14 protein-coding genes and 1 pseudogene are annotated in these 19,233 nt (G+C 60.0%); 11 read left to right on the top strand and 4 right to left on the bottom strand.

The window, feature by feature from the left end:
• Nucleotide 1: 1 nt before the first annotated feature.
• The gene (locus ASC80_RS12495) at nt 2-1,090 is read left to right on the top strand and encodes an ABC transporter ATP-binding protein (protein ID WP_056297405.1); all 1,089 of its coding nucleotides are present in this window, start codon (nt 2-4) and stop codon (nt 1,088-1,090) included.
• 45 nt (nt 1,091-1,135) lie between these two features.
• Here the strand turns inward: ASC80_RS12495 and ASC80_RS12490 are convergent, their stop codons facing one another.
• Together ASC80_RS12490 and ASC80_RS12480 are read right to left on the bottom strand one after the other, a co-directional pair.
• On the bottom strand, nt 1,136-1,651 hold the full coding sequence (locus ASC80_RS12490; protein WP_056297401.1) for a prolyl-tRNA synthetase associated domain-containing protein: 516 nt from the start codon (nt 1,649-1,651) through the stop codon (nt 1,136-1,138).
• Nucleotides 1,652-2,047: 396 nt separating this feature from the next.
• A complete protein-coding gene (locus ASC80_RS12480) occupies nt 2,048-3,916 on the bottom strand; it encodes a CocE/NonD family hydrolase (RefSeq protein WP_056297390.1) in 1,869 nt (622 codons plus the stop codon).
• 356 nt (nt 3,917-4,272) lie between these two features.
• On the opposite strand from ASC80_RS12480, the gene ASC80_RS12475 reads away from it, so the two are divergent.
• From ASC80_RS12475 to ASC80_RS12435, 9 genes are all read left to right on the top strand, one after another.
• Nucleotides 4,273-5,931, top strand: coding sequence for an amidohydrolase (locus ASC80_RS12475; RefSeq protein WP_056297388.1), 1,659 nt, complete (start codon nt 4,273-4,275; stop codon nt 5,929-5,931).
• 45 nt (nt 5,932-5,976) lie between these two features.
• Nucleotides 5,977-7,002 carry a CobW family GTP-binding protein gene (locus ASC80_RS12470; RefSeq protein ID WP_082512555.1) on the top strand — a complete coding sequence of 342 codons (1,026 nt, stop codon included), beginning with the start codon at nt 5,977-5,979 and terminating at the stop codon, nt 7,000-7,002.
• A gap of 189 nt (nt 7,003-7,191) precedes the next feature.
• Entirely contained in the window at nt 7,192-8,445 is a 1,254-nt protein-coding gene (locus ASC80_RS12465) for a sarcosine oxidase subunit beta family protein (protein WP_056297383.1), read from the top strand.
• 16 nt (nt 8,446-8,461) lie between these two features.
• Nucleotides 8,462-8,758, top strand: a complete 297-nt coding sequence (locus ASC80_RS12460; RefSeq protein ID WP_056297380.1) for a sarcosine oxidase subunit delta — start codon at nt 8,462-8,464, stop codon at nt 8,756-8,758.
• A complete protein-coding gene (locus ASC80_RS12455) occupies nt 8,755-11,760 on the top strand; it encodes a sarcosine oxidase subunit alpha family protein (protein ID WP_056297377.1) in 3,006 nt (1,001 codons plus the stop codon). Before ASC80_RS12460 ends, ASC80_RS12455 begins: the two co-directional genes overlap by 4 nt.
• Nucleotides 11,750-12,322 (top strand): sarcosine oxidase subunit gamma, encoded by a 573-nt coding sequence (locus ASC80_RS12450; protein WP_244487261.1) that lies wholly within the window; start codon nt 11,750-11,752, stop codon nt 12,320-12,322. Before ASC80_RS12455 ends, ASC80_RS12450 begins: the two co-directional genes overlap by 11 nt.
• 27 nt (nt 12,323-12,349) lie before the next feature.
• Entirely contained in the window at nt 12,350-13,720 is a 1,371-nt protein-coding gene (locus ASC80_RS12445; protein WP_056297367.1) for an L-serine ammonia-lyase, read from the top strand.
• A gap of 14 nt (nt 13,721-13,734) precedes the next feature.
• Complete coding sequence (gene glyA / locus ASC80_RS12440; protein ID WP_244487260.1) at nt 13,735-15,021, top strand: serine hydroxymethyltransferase; 1,287 nt, start codon at nt 13,735-13,737, stop codon at nt 15,019-15,021.
• A gap of 57 nt (nt 15,022-15,078) precedes the next feature.
• Entirely contained in the window at nt 15,079-16,959 is a 1,881-nt protein-coding gene (locus ASC80_RS12435; RefSeq protein ID WP_156464380.1) for a gamma-glutamyltransferase family protein, read from the top strand.
• 9 nt (nt 16,960-16,968) lie between these two features.
• Here ASC80_RS12435 and ASC80_RS12430 read toward each other — a convergent pair whose 3' ends face one another.
• Nucleotides 16,969-17,418 carry a dihydroneopterin aldolase gene (locus ASC80_RS12430; protein WP_056297363.1) on the bottom strand — a complete coding sequence of 150 codons (450 nt, stop codon included), beginning with the start codon at nt 17,416-17,418 and terminating at the stop codon, nt 16,969-16,971.
• Between the two features lie 77 nt (nt 17,419-17,495).
• Here ASC80_RS12430 and ASC80_RS12425 point away from each other — a divergent pair, with 77 nt between their 5' ends.
• Nucleotides 17,496-18,788: an ABC transporter substrate-binding protein gene (locus ASC80_RS12425; protein ID WP_156464379.1), complete on the top strand. Its 1,293-nt coding sequence runs from the start codon at nt 17,496-17,498 to the stop codon at nt 18,786-18,788.
• A gap of 134 nt (nt 18,789-18,922) precedes the next feature.
• Here the strand turns inward: ASC80_RS12425 and ASC80_RS12420 are convergent.
• A pseudogene (locus ASC80_RS12420) lies at nt 18,923-19,144 on the bottom strand (transposase); the annotation flags it as partial.
• Nucleotides 19,145-19,233: the final 89 nt, after the last annotated feature.

Here is a 19,233-nt window from a genome sequence, read left to right as displayed (position 1 = left end):
CGTGTCGAAGATACTTCTTGAGAAGGTTGCCAAACGATACGAAGCACTTTCGGTCGTGAGCGAGATTTCGCTCGAGATCAACGATGGTGAATTCGTTGCGCTGCTCGGTCCGAGCGGTTGCGGAAAGACCACCACGCTGCGGATGATTGCGGGATTTGTCGAGGCCAGCGAAGGACGGATCCTTTTTGGCGATCGCGACGTAACCAACGTTCCGGCGAACAAGCGCAACACCGGAATGGTGTTCCAGGGGTTCGCTCTGTTTCCCCACATGACGGTGGCGCAGAACGTCGCTTACGGTCTGGAGATGCGTCAGATTCCGAAACCGGACATCAAGCGCCGCGTGACCGAGGTTCTGGACCTGGTTCAGCTCGGCCAGTTCGCGGAGCGGATGCCGAGGCAATTGTCCGGCGGCCAGCAGCAACGCGTCGCCTTGGCCCGAGCGCTGGTCATCAATCCGCATGTGCTGCTGCTTGACGAACCGCTGTCCGCGCTAGATGCGAAACTGCGCCACGACGTGCGCATTCAAATTCGGCAGCTTCAACAGTCGCTCGGCTTGACGACCGTGTTCGTGACTCACGATCAGGAGGAGGCGCTCAGTCTCGCTGATCGTCTGGTTGTGATGAACGCCGGAAAGATCGAACAGATCGGCTCGCCGTCCGACCTGTACGAACGGCCGGCAACTCCCTTCGTCGCGGATTTTATAGGCAAGACCAATTTCTTTTCCGGCAAACTGTCGCAGGGCATCTTTGCGACCGACGACGGTCTTTCGCTGAAAGTGCCGCCCTCATCGTCACCGGCATCGCTGTTGGGAATCCGGCCTGAAAAGATACGGCTCCTGCGTGCGGGATCGGGCGAGGCGACCGGGTCCGGCGATGTCAATACACTCACCGGCACCGTCGAACTGGTCAGCTACCTCGGGCCCTCGACCGAATATCAGGTGCGGATCGCAGAGAACCGAACCATCCTCGTTCAGCAGTCGAACCGGAACGAGGCCGATACGTTTGGCGTCGGGCGGGAGGTGTCCATGGTCATATCGCCGGACAGCTGCCTGTTGTTTCAATCCGACTCGCGCCCGGACCTTGGAAAGTAAAGGCTCCTGTCCGGGAGCGGGCAGCGCCGCGACAGAATCTCTTGGCTAGGTTTCAGGCCCGCCATCGCTCGACGATGAGAAATAATGCAGTGCATGTCCCGTCGCCGTCAGAAATGCCAAAATGTCGTCCTTCGAGAGCGATGTCGTTCTTGTGTTGGTGAGAGGGTGGCAATTGATCGGGTTTTCGGCCAGCAGGGCTTCGTCGATCACCACCGTCGCTCGCTTATCCGCATCGTTGATCGCCGCCAGTAGCGAGACGCTGCCCGGCTGAATTCCCAGCACGTCGTTCAAGGCGTCGGGCGCGGCGAACGACAGTTTGCCGTTCGCGCCGATTTTTGGGCCGAGAGATTTGAGATTGATCTTGGTGCTTTCGCCGGTCACGACCAGATAGAAATTCCGCTTGGCGTCGCGAAGAAAAAGATTCTTGGTGTGGACGCCCGGAATGTCGCCGCGCAGCTCGCGGGATTCTTCGACGGTGTGCACCGGCGGATGTTCATACGTTTTTGCAAGAATGCCGTGATCTTTCAAAAACGCTAGGAGTTCATTGCTCGTAAAAATCATGTGCTAGTCTCTGGCTGAGGTGAGTTCAACTATTGCGCGTGTCTGGGCGAAACCGTGTAGTATCGGAATGTAAGCGCTTAAGTTTATCGGCGTCCCAGGAACTCGTAATGGTGTCTGAGAAAAAACAGAATGAACAATCAGCGCAATATGCCAATAATCCTCTCCGCGATTAGTTTCTTCTTATTTCCAATTGGCTTTCAGTTTATCTCTACTAGCGGGTCGATCCACAAGCTGCCAATCATCGTCTTTGCATTTATACCTTGGGTCATTTCGATGGTGCTGGGTATTCGTCAGATATCAAGGAGCGCGACCAGTTCTTCAATGCATAACAACGTTGGAGTCGTAGCTCAGATGACACTATTGCTGATTGGAATGATCGTCGCAGCTAGCGCGCGACTAGTGTAGCCTCATGCTACTAACCAGGTGCGTTGAGAAATCCGTAATACCCGATGGACGAAGTGGCAGTGAGATGGAGGAAGCCATGCTCGCCCCCATCTGAAGTTTGACGTTCGGGGTTTGATCGTCTGGTATGCGTTTGCAATGATCCGCGTCCGTACCTGAGATCGAAAGTCTGATTCGGCTGCCGGCGGGAAATTCCCACGAGATCGGGAGCAACGCGAATTGAACGAGTTGTGGTTGCCCCACCGGCATTGGTCGAGCGTTTTCCCGCGTGCAGGAGTGGAAGGACCACGATGTTTGATAGTTGGCCGGCGCTTGCTGTTCCTGTCGATGGATCGCGCGCAGTAGCCCCTCTGTGACATATCTCGCATTTCCGTCGTTATCGACCTCTGAAAGATATGCATGGATTGCAAGGTCGGGCGTGTCGCTAGCGATCCAGAGCGAAACAGTGCAGTGGCCGGCTAATTCTGCCTTCCTCGCAAGAGGAGTGGATGTATAGTTTAGCATCCGCTGATCGCGTCCATTCCAGTCCGTATAATACTCTCGGCTGTCTATCGCGGCGATGCGCTCATAACGCGTTCGTTGTCCGGTTGCCGACGCGAAATCGACGCGATAGGAGTCTTCAGCTGCTGCCTCAGGAGCTTCCGACAAGCGGCCAGCGGTGGAAATGAACAGGCATGTTTCAGGCTTAACCGGTGGCCAGGAACTGGCGCCCCGCCAGACCTCTTCGTGTAGAGTGAAATAGTGAATGGGCTTTTCACTTCGAAGTCCGGTTTCAAGTCCCAGCAAATGCTCGTCAAAGAATCGTAGAATCTCGGCGAACAGGTCAAATTCAGGCGTCTCACTGGCTCGCCAAAGTGAAACATTGATACGTGCGCCGTGATCCCATGGGCCGAGCAACAGATATTTGTTTTTGCTGGGGAGCGTCAGAAATCTGCTGATTGCGCCGTTCATATAGCCCGCGCCATCCATCCACCCGGAGACCGAGTACACGGCGACGTCGTCCCTGATTCCGGATGCGTAGTGAGAAGGGCTGATGCTTGCCGACGACAGGGCTGGCCTATGCGGCACAGGTTCGTTGCGGTACTCAAGCTGGCCAATAAATTCAGGCATCCGGAAATTGCCGGCGTGTTGGGCAACCGCTTCTCTGCAAAGGGAGCCGTCCGCGTCTTCGTCCACCGGCTGAGGCCCGCGGAAGTGAGGATCGGCATAATAAGCGAATTTTTTCAGAAGCGTCCGGTTGTCGTGGTCGAGTGCCACCATTAACTCATCGTACACGCTGGCCAGATTGGTCAGCAAAACACCGCCCGGATAATAGTTGTCCAAATAGGTGTCCCAAACCGCGAATAGCGGCGCGATAGCTTTGACCGCGGGATGCGCAGTGCTGGCCAGAAAATCGCTGGCAGCCCCGAGATAGGAAATCCCGGTCGCCCCGACCGATCCGTTGGACCAAGGCTGCGCCACGATCCAATCGGTGATCTCGACAGCGTCGTCTCGTTCTTTAGGAGAGCGGAAGCTATCCCGGGTGCCGAAGCTTGCGCCGGTTCCGCGAATATCCACGATAACAACCGCGTAGCCGCGCGATACGAAGACATCGCGATATTTTGCGACGTTCGGCGAAACCTCAACGCCTTGCACCCCGGGCTCGACGGCGAAGCGTCGATAGTAGGGGGTTTGAATGAAAATTGTCGGACGTTTGTGCTCGCCGCCCTCGGGCAGATAGATATCAGCCGCGATCTTGCAGCCATCCCTCATCTGCAGATACCTGGAGCTTGGTATTGGAATGTCGCAGATGGCGGGACGGCTCTTGATGTACTGACTGGGCGGAACGATCCAGCCTTGTCCTCTCAAGTCATTGTCCGCCATGTCAGCTCCTGCACCCCAAGCACGCACCAGACCACGGGCGTTTTCATCACTGGAAAAGGTCGGTGGGCGGTGTGTTGATCATTCTCGGGGCTGTTCTGATAAGCAAGCTGTGGACGACTCATTGTCGCTTTCTTACGTCTATAATGTCGCAATCGTTCAATGTCGCTCGAGGCATGTGGTGCATGGCTTGAATCGACGCTCAAAACTGCGAGCGCGGTCGGGCCCGGACAGGTTCGGGCAGCGTGATTCAAAGCAGATGAATGTTTGGAAATTTTACAACATTTCTGTCGCCTCAATAACAGCCTGCTTCGACACGAGGATGATCAACTACCGAAACAGCCGGTGAGGAGAAGTAAATGGGCGATATTACTGTCTATCGGGCTCGTAAAGTCATTACCATGGACACCGGAAGGCCGTTCGCCGAAGCGGTGGCGGTGATGGACGGCCGGGTGTTGTCGACCGGCACGTTGGAAACCATGAAGCCGTGGCTCGACCGAAATCCCCATCGCATCGATGACACGTTCCGGGACAAGATCATCATGCCCGGTTTCATCGATCCGCACACCCACTTCGCCTTCTCGGCGGGATATCTCGCGCTGCATTATATCGGCCCGATCGACTCGCCTGGCCCGAACGGAATCAATCCGGGCTTGCCGACCCGCGCGGATGTCATGAACAAGCTACGTGAGGTGGACCGCGCGGATAGCGATCCGACGGCGCCGCTGATCGCGTGGGGACTGGATCCCGCCGCGCAGGGCGGACATTTGGATCGCGACGAACTCGATCAGATCTCAACCACGCGGCCGATCTGGGTGATCTCCTACGCCCCTCACTTCGTTTACCTGAACAGCCCGGCGCTGGATCACGCCGCCGTTCCGAACAACACCAACGTCCACGGCGTGCAGCGTTACCCCGATGGCCGCTTGAACGGCGTGTTCGTCGAGCTTGAAGCCGGACGCATTGCGCTGGGCGCGCTGCGTGCCGAGATCGCGGCACGCGGTGGCGAAGACGGAATGCGCCGGATGGGCGATATCGCCCACAAGGCGGGCGTCACCACCACGGCGGAAATGATTTTCGGCAAGGGTGATTTCGAGGCCGAGTGGAAGCTCTATTCGAAGGTCGTGTCCGAACAAACCTATCCGCTTCGCATGGGCCTGGTTTCGCTCGAAATGTCGCTCCATGCGAGCCACGGCAGCAAGGCGGCGGATTTTCTTGTCGATGCGATGAAGCGCAGCAGCGACAAGCTGTTTTTCCACGGCGTCAAATTCCTGTCCGACGGCTCGTTCCCGGCGATGTCGCTGCGGCTGAATTTCCCGGGCTATCTGGACGGCAGCAACGGCCTTCGCAACGATGTGCCCTGGGATGAACTGCACGAACGGATGCTTCCATTCTGGAAAAAGGGAATCGCGGTCCATTGCCATGCCAACGGCGACGAGGCGGTCGATGCGTCGTTGAACGCGCTCGCCAAGCTGCAGGAGATCCAGCCCCGGTTCGATCACCGCTTCACGCTGGAGCATTATTGCATCAGCACGCCGGATCAGGCGCGCCGGCTCAAGGCGCTGGGTGGCCTCGCCAGCGTCAACAACTACTTCGTCCATTACCGCAGTCAGCTTCATAGCGAGCAGGGATTCGGCCCCGATCGTTCCGAGGCGGTCGCGCGGCTGGGTTCACTGGAGCGGGAAGGCGTCGTGTTCGCGTTACACTCCGATTATTCGCTGGTGCTGGTGCCGCTCCATCCGCTCACCGCGGCGTGGATCGCGGTCAACCGCATCGCGCTGGACGGAAAGACCGTATTGGCTCCCGGCGAGCGGATCGGCGTCGAGCGCGCGCTGCGGGCGATCACCATCGATGCCGCCTATGTGCTCGGCATGGAGCAGAAAATCGGCAGCCTTGAGCCGGGCAAGATGGCGGACTTCGTGATTCTGGATCAGGATCCGTACGAGGTGAATCCGGCGAACCTGAAAGACATAGGAATCTGGGGAACCGTTCTCGGCGGGCAGGTGCAGCCCGCATGAGGACAAGGCGCGCGACAGTCAGCGCTGGCCGGTGAGGCGACAAACATGAGCGTGCTCCAGAGCGAAACTCTCAGCATGTTGACCGGCATCTTTGAGGCGGCGCGTCTGATTCCCGCGCGGACCGCCGCTCAAAGCAACGTGCTGCCGCTGACGGTCATCAGCGGGTTTCTCGGTGCGGGAAAGACCACGCTGCTGAACCGGCTTTTGTCCGAGCCGCAGGGGCGGCGGCTGGCCGTACTCGTCAATGACTTCGGCAACATCAACATCGATGCCGCGCTGATCAAGTCCCGCAGCGAGGATGCGATCAGCCTCGCCAATGGTTGCGCCTGCTGCACCGTTGCGGGAGATCTGACCCGTGCGCTGATTAAGTTGTCCGACAGTCCGGAGCCGCCGGACGCGATCATTCTCGAGGCCAGCGGGCTTGCGGACCCGCGCGGCATCGCCCAGGTCGCGCTGGCGAATCCGGCGCTTTATCTGGACGGCATCCTGACGCTGGTGGATGGCGAAACCTTCGAGGAGAGACATAACGATCCCGACCTCGCATCGATATTCTCGGCCCAGCTTTCGGCCGCGGATATTATCGTGCTGAACAAGGTCGACCTGCTGGGCACGCGCGGTCGCGCGGTTCGCGACCACTTGCAGGAACTCGCAGGCACGCGTCCGGTTCTTGAAGTGGCCCATGCGGATGTGCCCGCAGATGTGGTGCTCGGCGTCCGGACCCAGCAATCGGTGGCGATGGCGTGTCTGCCGGATGAAGATCATAGCTCGGTGTTCCGAAGCTGGAGCCGGGTTTGGAGTAATCCTCTGGGCAAGGAGAGGCTGACGAACGCGCTGGAGCAATTGCCCGCCGACATCATCCGAGCCAAGGGCATCTTCCATTTCTCGGATAATCCATCCCAGCGGTTCATCTATCAGCGCGTCGGGTCGCGATGGAAGCTCACGCCTGACGATGCTCCAAGAGTCGCGGCGCCCGGCGTCTCGCAGGAATCCAGCCTTGTCGTCATCGGTCCGTCATCGAAATTCGATGTCGATTTTGTGTCGGAACGCTTCACCGACGGTGCGCTGGCCTGAACGAGTAAAGGCGTTGTTGCAGTGCAGGATTTTCGATTGCAAGAGCCGTGTTGTGGCCAAGCCGAAGTCACTGTTTTTCCAGCGTAACTTAATGGGAAATGTCGCGTTGATCCCATCCTTTTGACGGTCCGATGCTGGTAGCTGCAAAGCGCGCGACTGTATCGTGATGCGTCAGCAAGGCGAGCCCCGATGCAAAGATACTCCGCTCTCTCATTGTTCCGAGCCGGTCTCAGCGGTCATTCAGGTTGGCGGAGGCAATGGCGTTCGCCGGATCCGAAGCCGGCTTACGACGCCGTTATCGTGGGCGGCGGCGGGCATGGGCTTGCGGCTGCCTTCTATCTTGCCAAGGAGCACGGCATCACCAACGTGGCAGTGGTCGAGCGCGGCTGGCTTGGCGGCGGCAACACCGGCCGCAACACCACCATCATCCGGTCGAACTATCTGTTCGATGAGAGCGCAAAACTCTACGAGCACGCGCTGAAGCTGTGGGAAGGCCTGTCGCAGTCGATAAACTACAACGTCATGTATTCGCCGCGCGGCGTTCTGATGCTGGCGCACAACATTCATGACGTCCAAAGTTTCAAGCGGCACGTCCACGCCAACCGCCTCAACGGCATCGACAATGAGTGGCTCGATCCGCAGGAGTGCAAGGAGTTCTGTCCGCCGCTGAATATCGGAGGCGCGATGCGTTATCCAATCCTCGGCGGCGCGCTGCAGCGCAGAGGCGGAACCGCGCGGCACGACGCCGTCGCATGGGGATACGCGCGCGCGGCCGATGCCCTCGGTGTCGACATCATCGAGAATTGCGAGGTCACCGGAATCCGGCGCGGCGCGAACGGCGCGGTGGAAGGCGTCGAAACCTCGCGCGGGTTCATCGCAACCAAGAAGGTGGGCGTGTCCGCCGCAGGCAACACTAGCATCATCATGAATATGGCGGGCATCAGGCTGCCGCTGGAGAGCTATCCGCTGCAGGCGCTGGTGTCGGAGCCGGTCAAGCCGGTTTTCCCCTGCGTCGTCATGTCCAACACGATTCACGCCTACATCTCCCAGTCGGACAAGGGCGAGATGGTGATCGGCGCCGGCACCGACGCCTATACCTCGTATTCGCAGCGTGGCGGACTTCACATCGTGAACCACACGCTCGATGCGATCTGCGAACTGGTTCCGATGTTCCGCCGCTTGCGGATGTTGAGAAACTGGGGCGGTACGGTCGACGTCACGCCCGATCGCTCGCCGATCATCGCCAAGACGCCGGTCAAGGGCCTGTATGTCAATTGCGGGTGGGGTACCGGCGGGTTCAAGGCGACGCCTGGCTCCGGAAATGTTTTCGCATGGACCATCGCGAAAGACGAGCCGCATGAATTCAACGCACCGTTCACGATCGAACGGTTCCGCGACGGCGTTCTGATCGATGAGGCTGCCGCCGCGGCCGTTGCCCATTGAACCGTAGGATAGGTTGATGCTCGTTATCTGTTGTCCTTACTGCGGCCCGCGACCGGAGCTTGAATTTTCCTACGGTCACGAGGCGCATATCGCGCGGCCGGCCGATCCGTCGCTGTTGAATGATCAGGAATGGGCGGAGTTTCTCTATATCCGGACCAATCCCAGAGGAGTTCATGCCGAACGTTGGCGTCACATTCACGGGTGCGGCCGGTTCTTGAACGTGCTCAGGGACACAGCCAGCGATCAGATCCTTCAGACCTATGAAACAGGCACCACGCGGCCGGCGACGCAGCGCGGGGAGGCCGCTCGATGAGTCAGGCCTTTCGTATTCCCGCCGGCGGTCGCATCCGCCGCGCTAAGCCTCTCAACTTCAGCTTCGATGGTAAAAGCTACCAGGGTTTCGAGGGCGACACGATGGCGTCGGCGCTGATCGCGAACGGCGTGCATCTGGTTGGGCGATCGTTCAAGTATCATCGTCCGCGCGGCATTGTGACGGCCGGCTCCGACGAGCCGAACGCTTTGATCGGCGTCGGCCGCGATCAGTCGCGCTATTCGCCGAACCTGCGCGCCACCCAGGTTGAAATCTACGACGGGCTGACCACAGAAAGTCAAAATCGCTGGCCGTCGCTGGGATTCGATTTCGGCGCAGCCAATGAATCGCTCTCGGCATTCCTGCCGGCGGGCTTTTACTACAAGACCTTCATGTGGCCGAAGGCGGCCTGGAAGAAATTGTACGAGCCGATCATCCGCCGTGCGGCGGGACTGGGCCGCGCGCCGACCCAGTCCGATGCCGACCGTTATACGCAGGTGTATGCTCATTGCGACGTGCTGGTCGTCGGCGGGGGGCCTGCGGGCCTTACTGCTGCGCTGGCCGCCGCGGACACCGGCGCAAAAGTTATTCTCTGCGACGAACAGGCCGAGATGGGCGGGTCGCTGCTCGCGGAGTTGTCGGCAACGATTGACGGAAAGAGCGCGTCGGACTGGGTTGTTGCCGCGCTTGATGATTTGCGCGCGCGGCCCAATGTCGTGCTGATGGCGCGGACCACGGCCTTCGGGTGGTATCCGCACAATCTGATCGGACTTTGCGAGCGCGTCACCGACCATGTCGGTGCGGCCGCCGCTGGCCTTCCGCGCGAACGGCTTTGGCAGTTGCGAGCTAGCGAAGTGGTGCTGGCGACCGGATCGATCGAGCGCCCGCTGGTGTTTCCGGAGAATGACCGGCCGGGTGTGATGCTGGCCGAAGCCGCCCGTATCTATGTCAATCGATATGGCGCAAAGCCGGGCCGTCGCGCCGTTGTCTTCACCGCCTGCGACAGCGCCTATCGGGCTGCGATCGATCTGAAGGCCGCAGGCGTCGAGATCGCCGCGATCGCCGATCTGCGAACCAATCCCACCGGGCATTGGCCGGAGCTTGCCCGCGCGAGCGGCATCGAAGTGCGAACCGGGACGACGATCAACGCGACCGGCGGACATCTGCGGGTGAATTCCGTCGATCTCGCCAGGCTCGATGCGCGGGGGCAGGTCGGTTCGGCGGAACGGGTGGCCTGCGATCTGGTGCTGATGTCTGGCGGCTGGACGCCGAATGTGAGCCTGTTTTCCCAATCGCGCGGCAAGCTGATTTACAACGACGACCTCAAGAGTTTTCTGCCGGGAGAATCGATCGAGCGCGCCCGCTCGGTCGGTGCGTGCCGCGGCATGTCCGGTCTTGCCGAAGCATTGAACGACGGCGCCGCCGGAGGCGCGGGTGCGGCAAGCGGACCGGACAGGGCGCCGGCCAGCTTGCGGACTTATGTGGCAGAGGCCGAGAATTTCGGTGCGGATGGTTTCATCGGCGCGACGCCTCATAATCGCAATCCGCTGAAGACCCGCGCATGGGTCGATTTCCAGAACGACGTGACCAGCAAGGATGTGCGTCTCGCGACTCGCGAAGGGTTCCGGTCGATCGAGCACGTCAAGCGATACACCACGACCGGCATGGCGACCGATCAAGGCAAGACCTCGAACATGAATGCGCTGGGCATTGTCGCGGGCGAGCTCAACGTGGCGGTTCCGAAGGTCGGGCTGACGACTTTCAGGCCGCCTTATACGCCGACGACGTTCGGCACCTTTGCCGGTCAGTCGCGCGGCCAGTTATTCGATCCGGTGCGCCAGACCTCGATCCATCATTGGGCCGAAGAACAGGGCGCGGTTTTCGAAGACGTCAGCCTCTGGAAGCGGGCATTTTATTTTCCCCGCAACGGCGAGGACATCCATGCGGCGGTGGCGCGCGAGTGCCTTGCCACGCGCAAGTCGGTCGGGCTGTTCGATGCATCGACACTCGGCAAGATCGAAGTCGTCGGCAAGGATGCCGCCGAATTCATGAACCGGATGTACACCAACCCCTGGGCCAAGCTCGAGCCGGGCCGGTTGCGCTACGGCCTGATGTTGCGCGAAGACGGTTTCATCATGGACGACGGCGTCGTCGGGCGCATGGCGGCGGACCGTTTCCATGTCACGACCACGAGCGGCGGCGCGGCCCGCGTTCTCTCGATGATGGAGGATTTCCTTCAGACCGAATGGCCGGGTCTCGACGTCTGGCTGACCTCTACCACCGAACAATGGGCTGTGATTGCGGTGCAGGGGCCGCTAGCGCGCAAGGTGTTGGAGCCGCTGGTGTCCGGTATTGATCTTTCGCGCGAAGCGATGCCGCACATGAGCGTGCGCGAGGGTAAGATTTGCGGCGTGCCGACCCGGTTGTTCCGGGTGTCGTTCACGGGCGAGCTTGGTTTCGAAGTCAACGTTCCGGCTGGATATGGCCGCGCGGCGTGGGAAGCGATCCTGGCTGCAGGCGCACCCCACGGCATCACGCCTTACGGCACCGAGACCATGCATGTGTTGCGTGCCGAGAAGGGATACATCGTCGTCGGTCAGGAGACGGACGGCACCGTCACGCCGGACGATGCGGGTCTAAACTGGGCGGTCGGCAAGGCGAAGAAGGATTTCGTCGGGAAAAGATCGCTGATCCGTCCGGCGATCGCCGCGCCGGGACGCAAGCAACTTGTGGGGCTGCGCACCATTAATCCGAAAATCGTTCTGGAAGAAGGCGCGCAGGTGGTCGCGAATCCGCAGTCGGCGCCGCCAATCCCGACACTCGGACATGTGACGTCGTCGTACTGGAGCGCGGTGCTCGATGGCTCGATTGCACTGGCGCTGATTCATGGCGGGCGCGCCAAAATGGGATCGCGCCTGTTTGTCCCGATGCCGAGCGGTGCGATCGAGGTCGAAGTCGTCGAGCCGGTCTTCTATGACAAAAAAGGAGAGCGACTTGACGGTTGATCTGTCCACCCGGCGCGCAAACTCGTTGGCCACGCTGGCAGGTTCGGTTCGCTCGGTGTCCGATGCGAACCTGTCTGTTCTGCCGGATGCCGCCAAGCTGATATTTCGCGGGCGTCCTGCGGCAATTCAGGCCGTCGGTGACCTGTTCGGAATCGCGTTGCCTCGCGATGCCTGCCGTTTCGTGGAAAAACTGCACCGCAGCGTGTTCTGGCTCGGCCCCGACGAATGGATGTTTCAGGCCGTCGGCGAGGATGCAACCGAGTTGATGGACAGTCTTGAACGCGGACTTACCGAGCATCCTCATTCACTGGTCGATGTCAGCCATCGCTCCGATGCGTTCGCCGTCGCGGGGCCTCGGAGTTCGTATCTGCTGAATCACGGATGTCCGCTCGATCTGTCGCTCGAGGCTTTTCCGGTCGGCATGTGTACGCGCACGATTTACGCGAAGGCGACAATTCTGTTGTCGCGGCCGCAGCAGGACACGTTTCATATCGACGTCTGGCGTTCGTTCGCGCCCTATGTGTGGGAATTGCTGGATGAAGTGCGCGGCGAGTTCGCCTGACGGAGACGCTGCAACCGGACATTTCCAATGATCGGAATATTCGAGCTGTTCAAGGTCGGCATCGGGCCGTCGTCGTCGCATACGGTGGGACCGATGCGGGCGGCCGCGACCTTCGCGACCGGGGTCGCGAAGGCTGGATTGATCGATCGGGTTACCAGGCTGCGTGTTGATCTGTACGGGTCACTGGCCTGGACCGGCAAAGGCCACGGAACGGATAAGGCGATCATTCTCGGGCTGGCCGGTGAATTTCCGGACACGGTCGATCCCGATCAAGCCGACGCGATCGCGGCCAGCGTGCGGGGTCGGCGGCAGTTGCGGTTCGCTGGCCGTCACGCGGTGGCGTTCGCTCCCGAGAGCGACATTGTGTTCGACCATGCGACGTTGCCGCCGCGCCACCCGAACACGCTTTCCCTGATGGCTTTCAGCGGCGACGATATTCTTCACGCCGAACGCTGGTGCTCCATCGGCGGCGGCTTCGTCGTTCCCGAAGCGGATTTGGGCCTGCCGCAAAGCGTGGAACCCAGCACGCTTCCGTTTCCATTCCGCTCCGGCAACGATCTTTTGAGGATGGGGGTCGATGCAGGCCTGTCCATCGCTGAACTGGTGATGGCGAATGAAGTGAGCCAGCGTCCGGTCGCGGAGGTAGAGGCTTATCTCGATCACATCATCGCAGTGATGATGGACTGCATCGAACGCGGCATGGTCACTGAGGGTGAACTGCCTGGCGGTCTGCATGTCAAACGCAGGGCGCCCAGTCTGAGCCGGCGGCTGAACGGCGCGTTCGGTTCCAACAGTCGCATGTCGCACGAGGTGATGGATTGGGTCAGCCTCTATGCCATCGCTGTTAACGAAGAGAACGCGGCCGGAAGCCGTGTAGTGACCGCGCCGACCAATGGCGCGGCGGGAATCGTTCCGGCGACGCTGCGCTATTATCGGGACCATTGCCGGGATTCGACTCAGGACGGAATGCGGCAGATTCTTCTGACGGCGTCGGCCATCGGCGCGCTGTTTAAGATGAATGCGTCTATTTCCGGCGCCGAAGTCGGATGTCAGGGCGAAGTTGGCGTGGCCTGTTCGATGGCTGCTGCCGGGCTTGCCGCGGTGCTTGGGGGATCGAACGAGCAGATCGAGAACGCGGCGGAGATCGGGATGGAGCATCATCTCGGCATGACGTGCGATCCGATCGGCGGGCTGGTTCAGGTGCCGTGTATCGAGCGCAATGCGTTCGGCACCATCAAGGCCATCAGCGCCGCGTCACTGGCACTGCAGGGCGATGGCACTCATATCGTCTCGCTCGACAAGGTGATCGCGACCATGCGCGAAACCGGAAGGGACATGCAGTCCAAATACAAGGAGACCTCCCTCGGAGGGCTCGCCGTCAATCTCGCTGAATGCTGAAGGATTTTAGTATCATGTCGTCCATGCTCGACCAGTTCTTTACCGCGGATATCAAGGATCAGGATACCGCAATCGCGAGCGCGATTGCCAGCGAACTCGGCCGCCAGCGCAATGAGATCGAACTGATTGCCTCCGAGAACATCGTGTCTCACGCGGTGCTGCAGGCTCAGGGGTCGGTGCTGACCAACAAATATGCCGAGGGCTATCCGGGCCGCCGATATTACGGCGGCTGCCAGTATGTCGATGTCGCCGAAGACATCGCCATCGCGCGGGCGAAAGAACTGTTCGATTGCGGTTTCGCCAACGTGCAGCCGAATTCCGGCAGTCAGGCCAATCAGGCCGTGTTCATGGCGCTGATGAAGCCGGGCGATACCTTCATGGGGCTGGATCTGGCGGCCGGCGGGCATCTGACCCATGGCGCCAAGCCGAATATGTCGGGCAAGTGGTTCAATGTCGTTAGTTACGGCGTGCGCCGCGACGACAATTTGATCGACATGGAGGCGTTGGAAAAACTCGCGCTAGAGCACAAGCCGAAAGTGATCGTGGCCGGCGGCTCGGCCTATTCGCGTTTCTGGGATTTCGGGAAGTTTCGCCGCATAGCCGATTCCGTCGGTGCGTATCTGTTCGTGGACATGGCGCACTTCGCCGGGCTGGTGGCGGGCAAGGTTCATCCGTCGCCGTTTCCACATGCGCATGTAGTGAGTTCGACAACGCACAAGACGTTGCGGGGGCCGCGCGGCGGATTGATACTCACCAACGACGAGGACATCGCCAAGAAAATCAACTCGGCGATTTTCCCCGGCCTGCAGGGCGGCCCGCTGATGCATGTCATCGCGGCGAAGGCCGTCGCGTTTGGTGAAGCGCTGACGCCGATCTTCCGGGACTATGCCAAGAACGTTGCCGACAATGCGAAGGTGCTGGCCGGAACACTGTCGGCGGCGGGGTACGCCATCGTCTCGGGCGGCACCGACAATCACCTTATGCTGGTCGATCTGAGGAAAAAGAATCTGACCGGAAAAGCAGCGGAAGCCGCGCTGGAACGGGCGCACATCACCTGCAACAAGAACGGCATTCCGTTCGATCCCGAAAAGCCGACGATCACGTCCGGCATCAGGCTCGGGACCGCCGCCGCCACGTCGCGCGGGTTCGGCTCGGCCGAGTTCAAAACTGTCGGGCTGCTGATCGCGGAGGTGCTGGATGCGGTGTCCGCGGCGAACGACGGCGATACGTCGGCGGTCGAACAGCGGGTCAAGGTGAAGGTAGCGAATTTGACGGACGCATTTCCGATCTACCGCTATTGATCATCGATGACGGGCGGCGGGCTGAATACAACGTGAAACTGCAAGGGGATGACGCGTATGCCGAGCAATCTGGAACTGGGTAATTTCCGATTGAGCTATGGCCCCGATGCCGGGGAATCGGCCTTCACTACCCGGCCGGAAATCGCGGGGACGTTCGGGGTCGTTGCATCGACCCATTGGCTCGGCACCGCCGCAGGAATGCGGATTCTGGAGAAGGGCGGCAACGCCTTCGATGCGGCCATCGCCGTGGGCTTCGCTCTTCAGGTGGTAGAGCCTCATCTCAATGGATTTGGCGGCGAAGTCCCCGTCATATTCTACGACTCGAAAACGAGGCGCTCGCAGGTTCTGTGCGGACAGGGACCGGCACCGGCGAACGCAACGATCGAGCGATTTTCGGAACTCGGGCTCGACATCATTCCCGGTAGTGGATTTCTGTCGGCCTGCGTCCCGGGTTCGTTCGGTGCGTGGATGACGCTGTTGCGGGATTACGGAACGATGGACGTGGCCGACGTCCTCGAAACCGCCATCACGTATGCCCGCGATGGATACATCATGTTGCCGCGAATTTCGGCGGCCATCGAAACTATCGCGCCGCTGTTTCGCGACGAATGGAGAACGTCAGCGGAGATCTATCTGCGCGACGGTGTTCCACCGGCCGGATCGTTGTTCACCAATTCCGATCTGGCCAGAACCTATGCGCGCATTGTCAGCGCCTCGAAAGACGCGCCGGGCAATCGCGAGCAGCGGATCGAAGCGGCGCGCCGCGCATTCTACGAAGGCTTCGTCGCGGAAGCGATCGACAAGTTCGTGCGCACCCCGGCGATGGATACGTCGGGCCGCCGCCATGCGGGCTTGTTAACCGGACAGGATCTGGCGACCTGGCAACCGACCTATGAAGAACCGTTGTCACTCGATTACCACGGCTTTCAGGTCATGAAGCCCGGCCCGTGGACGCAGGGCCCGGTTTTCCTGCAGCAGCTTGCGCTGCTCAAGGGCTTCGATCTTTCCGGCATGGACCCGTTCGGCGCCGAATTCATTCACACCGTGACGGAATGTTCGAAGCTGGCGTATGCCGATCGCGAGAAATATTACGGCGATCCGGATTTTGTCGACGTGCCGATCAAGACGCTGCTGAGTGACGTCTATGCAGACGCGCGTCGGGCGCTTGTGACCGACAGGGCATCGCACGAATTCCGCCCCGGACGCATCGACGGCTACGACCACGAGGTGCCTTACAATGTGAGCCGGCCCGGTGATGCCGCGGCGGCGCTAGGCGCCGGCGAGCCGACCGTGGCGCGGCTGAGTTCGGCGGCCTTCGGCGCGGGCGAGCCGACCATCGGTCCGCGCGGCTCCGTGAAGGGCGATACCGTTCATATCGATGTGATCGACCGTCACGGCAATATCGTGTCGGCGACCCCGAGCGGCGGCTGGCTGCAAAGCTCGCCGACGATTCCCGGACTCGGCTTTGCGCTCGGCACCCGCGCCCAGATGTTCTGGCTGAAGCCCGGTCTGCCGTCGTCGCTCGCGCCCGGAAAGCGGCCGCGCACGACGCTCTCGGTCACGCTGTTGTTTCGTGACGGACAGCCCTATGGGAGTTTCGGCACGCCCGGCGGCGATCAGCAGGATCAGTGGAGTTCGGTGTTCTTTCTGCGCCACGCGCATCACGCGATGAACCTGCAAAGCGCGATCGACGCTCCGATGTTTCACAACGACCACATGCCGAGTTCGTTTTTCCCTCGTCAGGCCAAGCCGGGATCGCTGACGATGGAGGAGCGGTTCAGCCCGGAGGTCAAGGCTGAACTGGCGCGCCGCGGTCACCTTATCGAGATGGTGGACGGCTGGTCGCTGGGGCGGATCTCGGCTGCCTCGCGCACCGGCTCGATTCTGCGCGCGGCTGCGAACCCGCGTTACATGCAGGGCTACGCGTTCGGGCGCTAAGGGAAACGGTCACGCCGTCAACAATGAGCCGTGTTCTCTCACGGAGTGAGGGGCCGGCGGCGTGACGGCGCGCGCGCGCCAGATCTCGATGCCGACCGAGCTGGCATTTTTATAAACATCCAGCTTTTCCAGCATGACGCGAATGCGCGCAATTCGCACATCATTGAGGCACAACTCGGCGATTTTGTCTCCAACCGTCTCGAGCAGGCGAAAGCGCTTCTCCGTCACCAGCCGGGTTATTTTCCGGATGACGTCATCGTAGCAGACCACATCCCGAAGCTCGTGAACGCTGGTTTTTTCTTCCGGGATATACATGTCCAGATTGATTCGGAGGCGCTGCGTGGCGTGGTGTTCGCTGTCGTGAACGCCGATGATGCAGTCAATCATGAGGTCGCGGATGAAGACATGCCGGACCGACATCTCCCCCGTCGCCAAATTGTTTTGCTCGATAAGCGGCATGAGCCTTCCCAGCCTGATGTGGTCGGGACCTGTGCGCAGTCCTGATCCGACGGCATCCGTTCACCTTTATTGTTGAGTTGCCTTGTCCGGGAAGGATAGGAGCTTTGCGCCAAGCTGCTGGTATCCGAGCGCCGCAGGCGCCCAATCGGCGCACCTGTCGCGGGCCAACAAATACTGCCCGCATGTCGCATATTTACATCCTGCCTCGATACCGGACTTCTAAGATCGATCCTTGTTCCGCGGTGAAAACGACGGTGCCGGGAGTTTTCTATCGATCGCAATTTAGCGCCAACAATCTGGAGAATTCGATGAGCGAGCTTTTGGACCGCACGGTTAATCGTAGACAGATTCTCGCGAGTGCAGCCGCCGGCACGGTTGCGATTTCGTTTGGCGGCAAAGCGAATGCATCGAGCGGACAGATTGTCGTTGCCAACTGGGGCGGCGACTGGAACGACCGGACGGTCCAGTTCTTTGAAGCTCCCATCGTCGAGAAGGGCGGATACACGGTCGTGCGCGATCTGGGTCTCCTCGATCAGCGGCGAACGAAACTTCTGGCGTCACGCCGGTTGCCGCGCGGCACCATCGATGTTGCTCATCTGGACGACGCCAGCGCCTTCGAAATGGAAGCGCAGGGTGTGCTCGAGACCGTCAGCGCAGACAAGATTCCAAACCTGAAAAATATTCTGCCGCAACTGAAGTCCGCGACCTTCGTGCCGTGGCAGTACAGCGGCTGGGTCATCGGTCACAATCCGGACAAGCTGAAAGATGCTCCGAAAAGTTTCGCCGATCTGTGGAATCCAAAATATTCGGGTATGATCGGATTGAGCGACACGCACTGGTATCATCACATCGAAGTGGCGGCCCTGAAAGTCGGAAAGTCTCTCGAAAACATCGACGTCGAGAAAGTCAAAGCCGCCATGATGGATATGAAGAAGGCAACCAAGCCTCGCATCTATCCGGGGCACCTTCAGCAGGAACAGGGTCTGAAGAATGAGGAGATCCTGATCGGCACCAACTATAAATCGAGACTGCTGCAATTCGCGGCGGAAGGCGTTCGCGTCGTTCCGACCTATCCGACGGAAGGTGCCATCAGTATAATTTTCGGCCTGGGTATTCCGAAGAAGGCGCCTAATCCGGAAGGCGCCAACTTCTATTGCAACGCTCTGCTCGACCCTGCCGGGCTGGCGTCGCTGGTCCAGAAGTCGTTCTACTCCCCGGCCAATAGCAAGACGGTGCTGCCAGAAGCCGCCCAGAAGGAAATTGCCTTCTCTGCGGACGAGCAGAAGGCATTGCACAAGCGGCCCCATGCATGGTGGCTCAAGAACCGCAGCGAGCTGCTTGATTTCTATAACAAAGAATTTAAGGGCTGATTGTCCGGCAACTCCAAAACGTATGCCGGAACGGCCGCATTGCGTTACGCTTGGTAGACTGACGCGCGTGCCGGCGTTCAGAAAACCCGACTTTTACATGTTGCTGAAGCCTTGCTTCAGCAACATTAACTATCGACGACCGTACGGAGCCGAGTGTTCTCGGCCTCGAACTCCTTCAGCCGCTTCACCTGGTCGCCTTTCAGGCCGCCATACTCGTTTTGCCATCGGTAGTACGTGACTTCCGTCACGCTTATCGCACGAACCGCGTCCGCTACCTGCCGGCCCTGTGCCATCAGCACATCAACCTGTCGAAGCTTCGCAACGATCTCTTCAGCCGTATGCCTTTTCCTCACCATCGATCTTATCCTCCATCCGAAAATCATACTTCAGGGAGGACAACTTCAAAGGGGCAGATCACTGTAACGAGCTACAAAACAAAAGCTCT

The sequence above is a fragment of the Afipia sp. Root123D2 genome (assembly GCF_001425835.1).
Classification (GTDB): domain Bacteria; phylum Pseudomonadota; class Alphaproteobacteria; order Rhizobiales; family Xanthobacteraceae; genus Afipia.
The sequence above is the reverse complement of the archived record's forward strand: the minus strand, read 5'-3'. Positions and strand labels throughout refer to the sequence as shown.

What these genes read in the sequence shown, in the direction of transcription:
- ASC80_RS12460 (WP_056297380.1), top strand. Translation starts at nt 8,462, where the DNA reads ATGCTCGTTATCTGTTGTCCTTACTGCGGCCCGCGACCGGAGCTTGAA.
- ASC80_RS12475 (WP_056297388.1), top strand. Translation starts at nt 4,273, where the DNA reads ATGGGCGATATTACTGTCTATCGGGCTCGTAAAGTCATTACCATGGAC.
- ASC80_RS12480 (WP_056297390.1), bottom strand. Translation starts at nt 3,916, where the DNA reads ATGGCGGACAATGACTTGAGAGGACAAGGCTGGATCGTTCCGCCCAGT.
- ASC80_RS12455 (WP_056297377.1), top strand. Translation starts at nt 8,755, where the DNA reads ATGAGTCAGGCCTTTCGTATTCCCGCCGGCGGTCGCATCCGCCGCGCT.
- ASC80_RS12490 (WP_056297401.1), bottom strand. Translation starts at nt 1,651, where the DNA reads ATGATTTTTACGAGCAATGAACTCCTAGCGTTTTTGAAAGATCACGGC.
- glyA (WP_244487260.1), top strand. Translation starts at nt 13,735, where the DNA reads ATGTCGTCCATGCTCGACCAGTTCTTTACCGCGGATATCAAGGATCAG.
- ASC80_RS12430 (WP_056297363.1), bottom strand. Translation starts at nt 17,418, where the DNA reads ATGCCGCTTATCGAGCAAAACAATTTGGCGACGGGGGAGATGTCGGTC.
- ASC80_RS12465 (WP_056297383.1), top strand. Translation starts at nt 7,192, where the DNA reads ATGCAAAGATACTCCGCTCTCTCATTGTTCCGAGCCGGTCTCAGCGGT.
- ASC80_RS12470 (WP_082512555.1), top strand. Translation starts at nt 5,977, where the DNA reads ATGAGCGTGCTCCAGAGCGAAACTCTCAGCATGTTGACCGGCATCTTT.
- ASC80_RS12435 (WP_156464380.1), top strand. Translation starts at nt 15,079, where the DNA reads ATGCCGAGCAATCTGGAACTGGGTAATTTCCGATTGAGCTATGGCCCC.
- ASC80_RS12445 (WP_056297367.1), top strand. Translation starts at nt 12,350, where the DNA reads ATGATCGGAATATTCGAGCTGTTCAAGGTCGGCATCGGGCCGTCGTCG.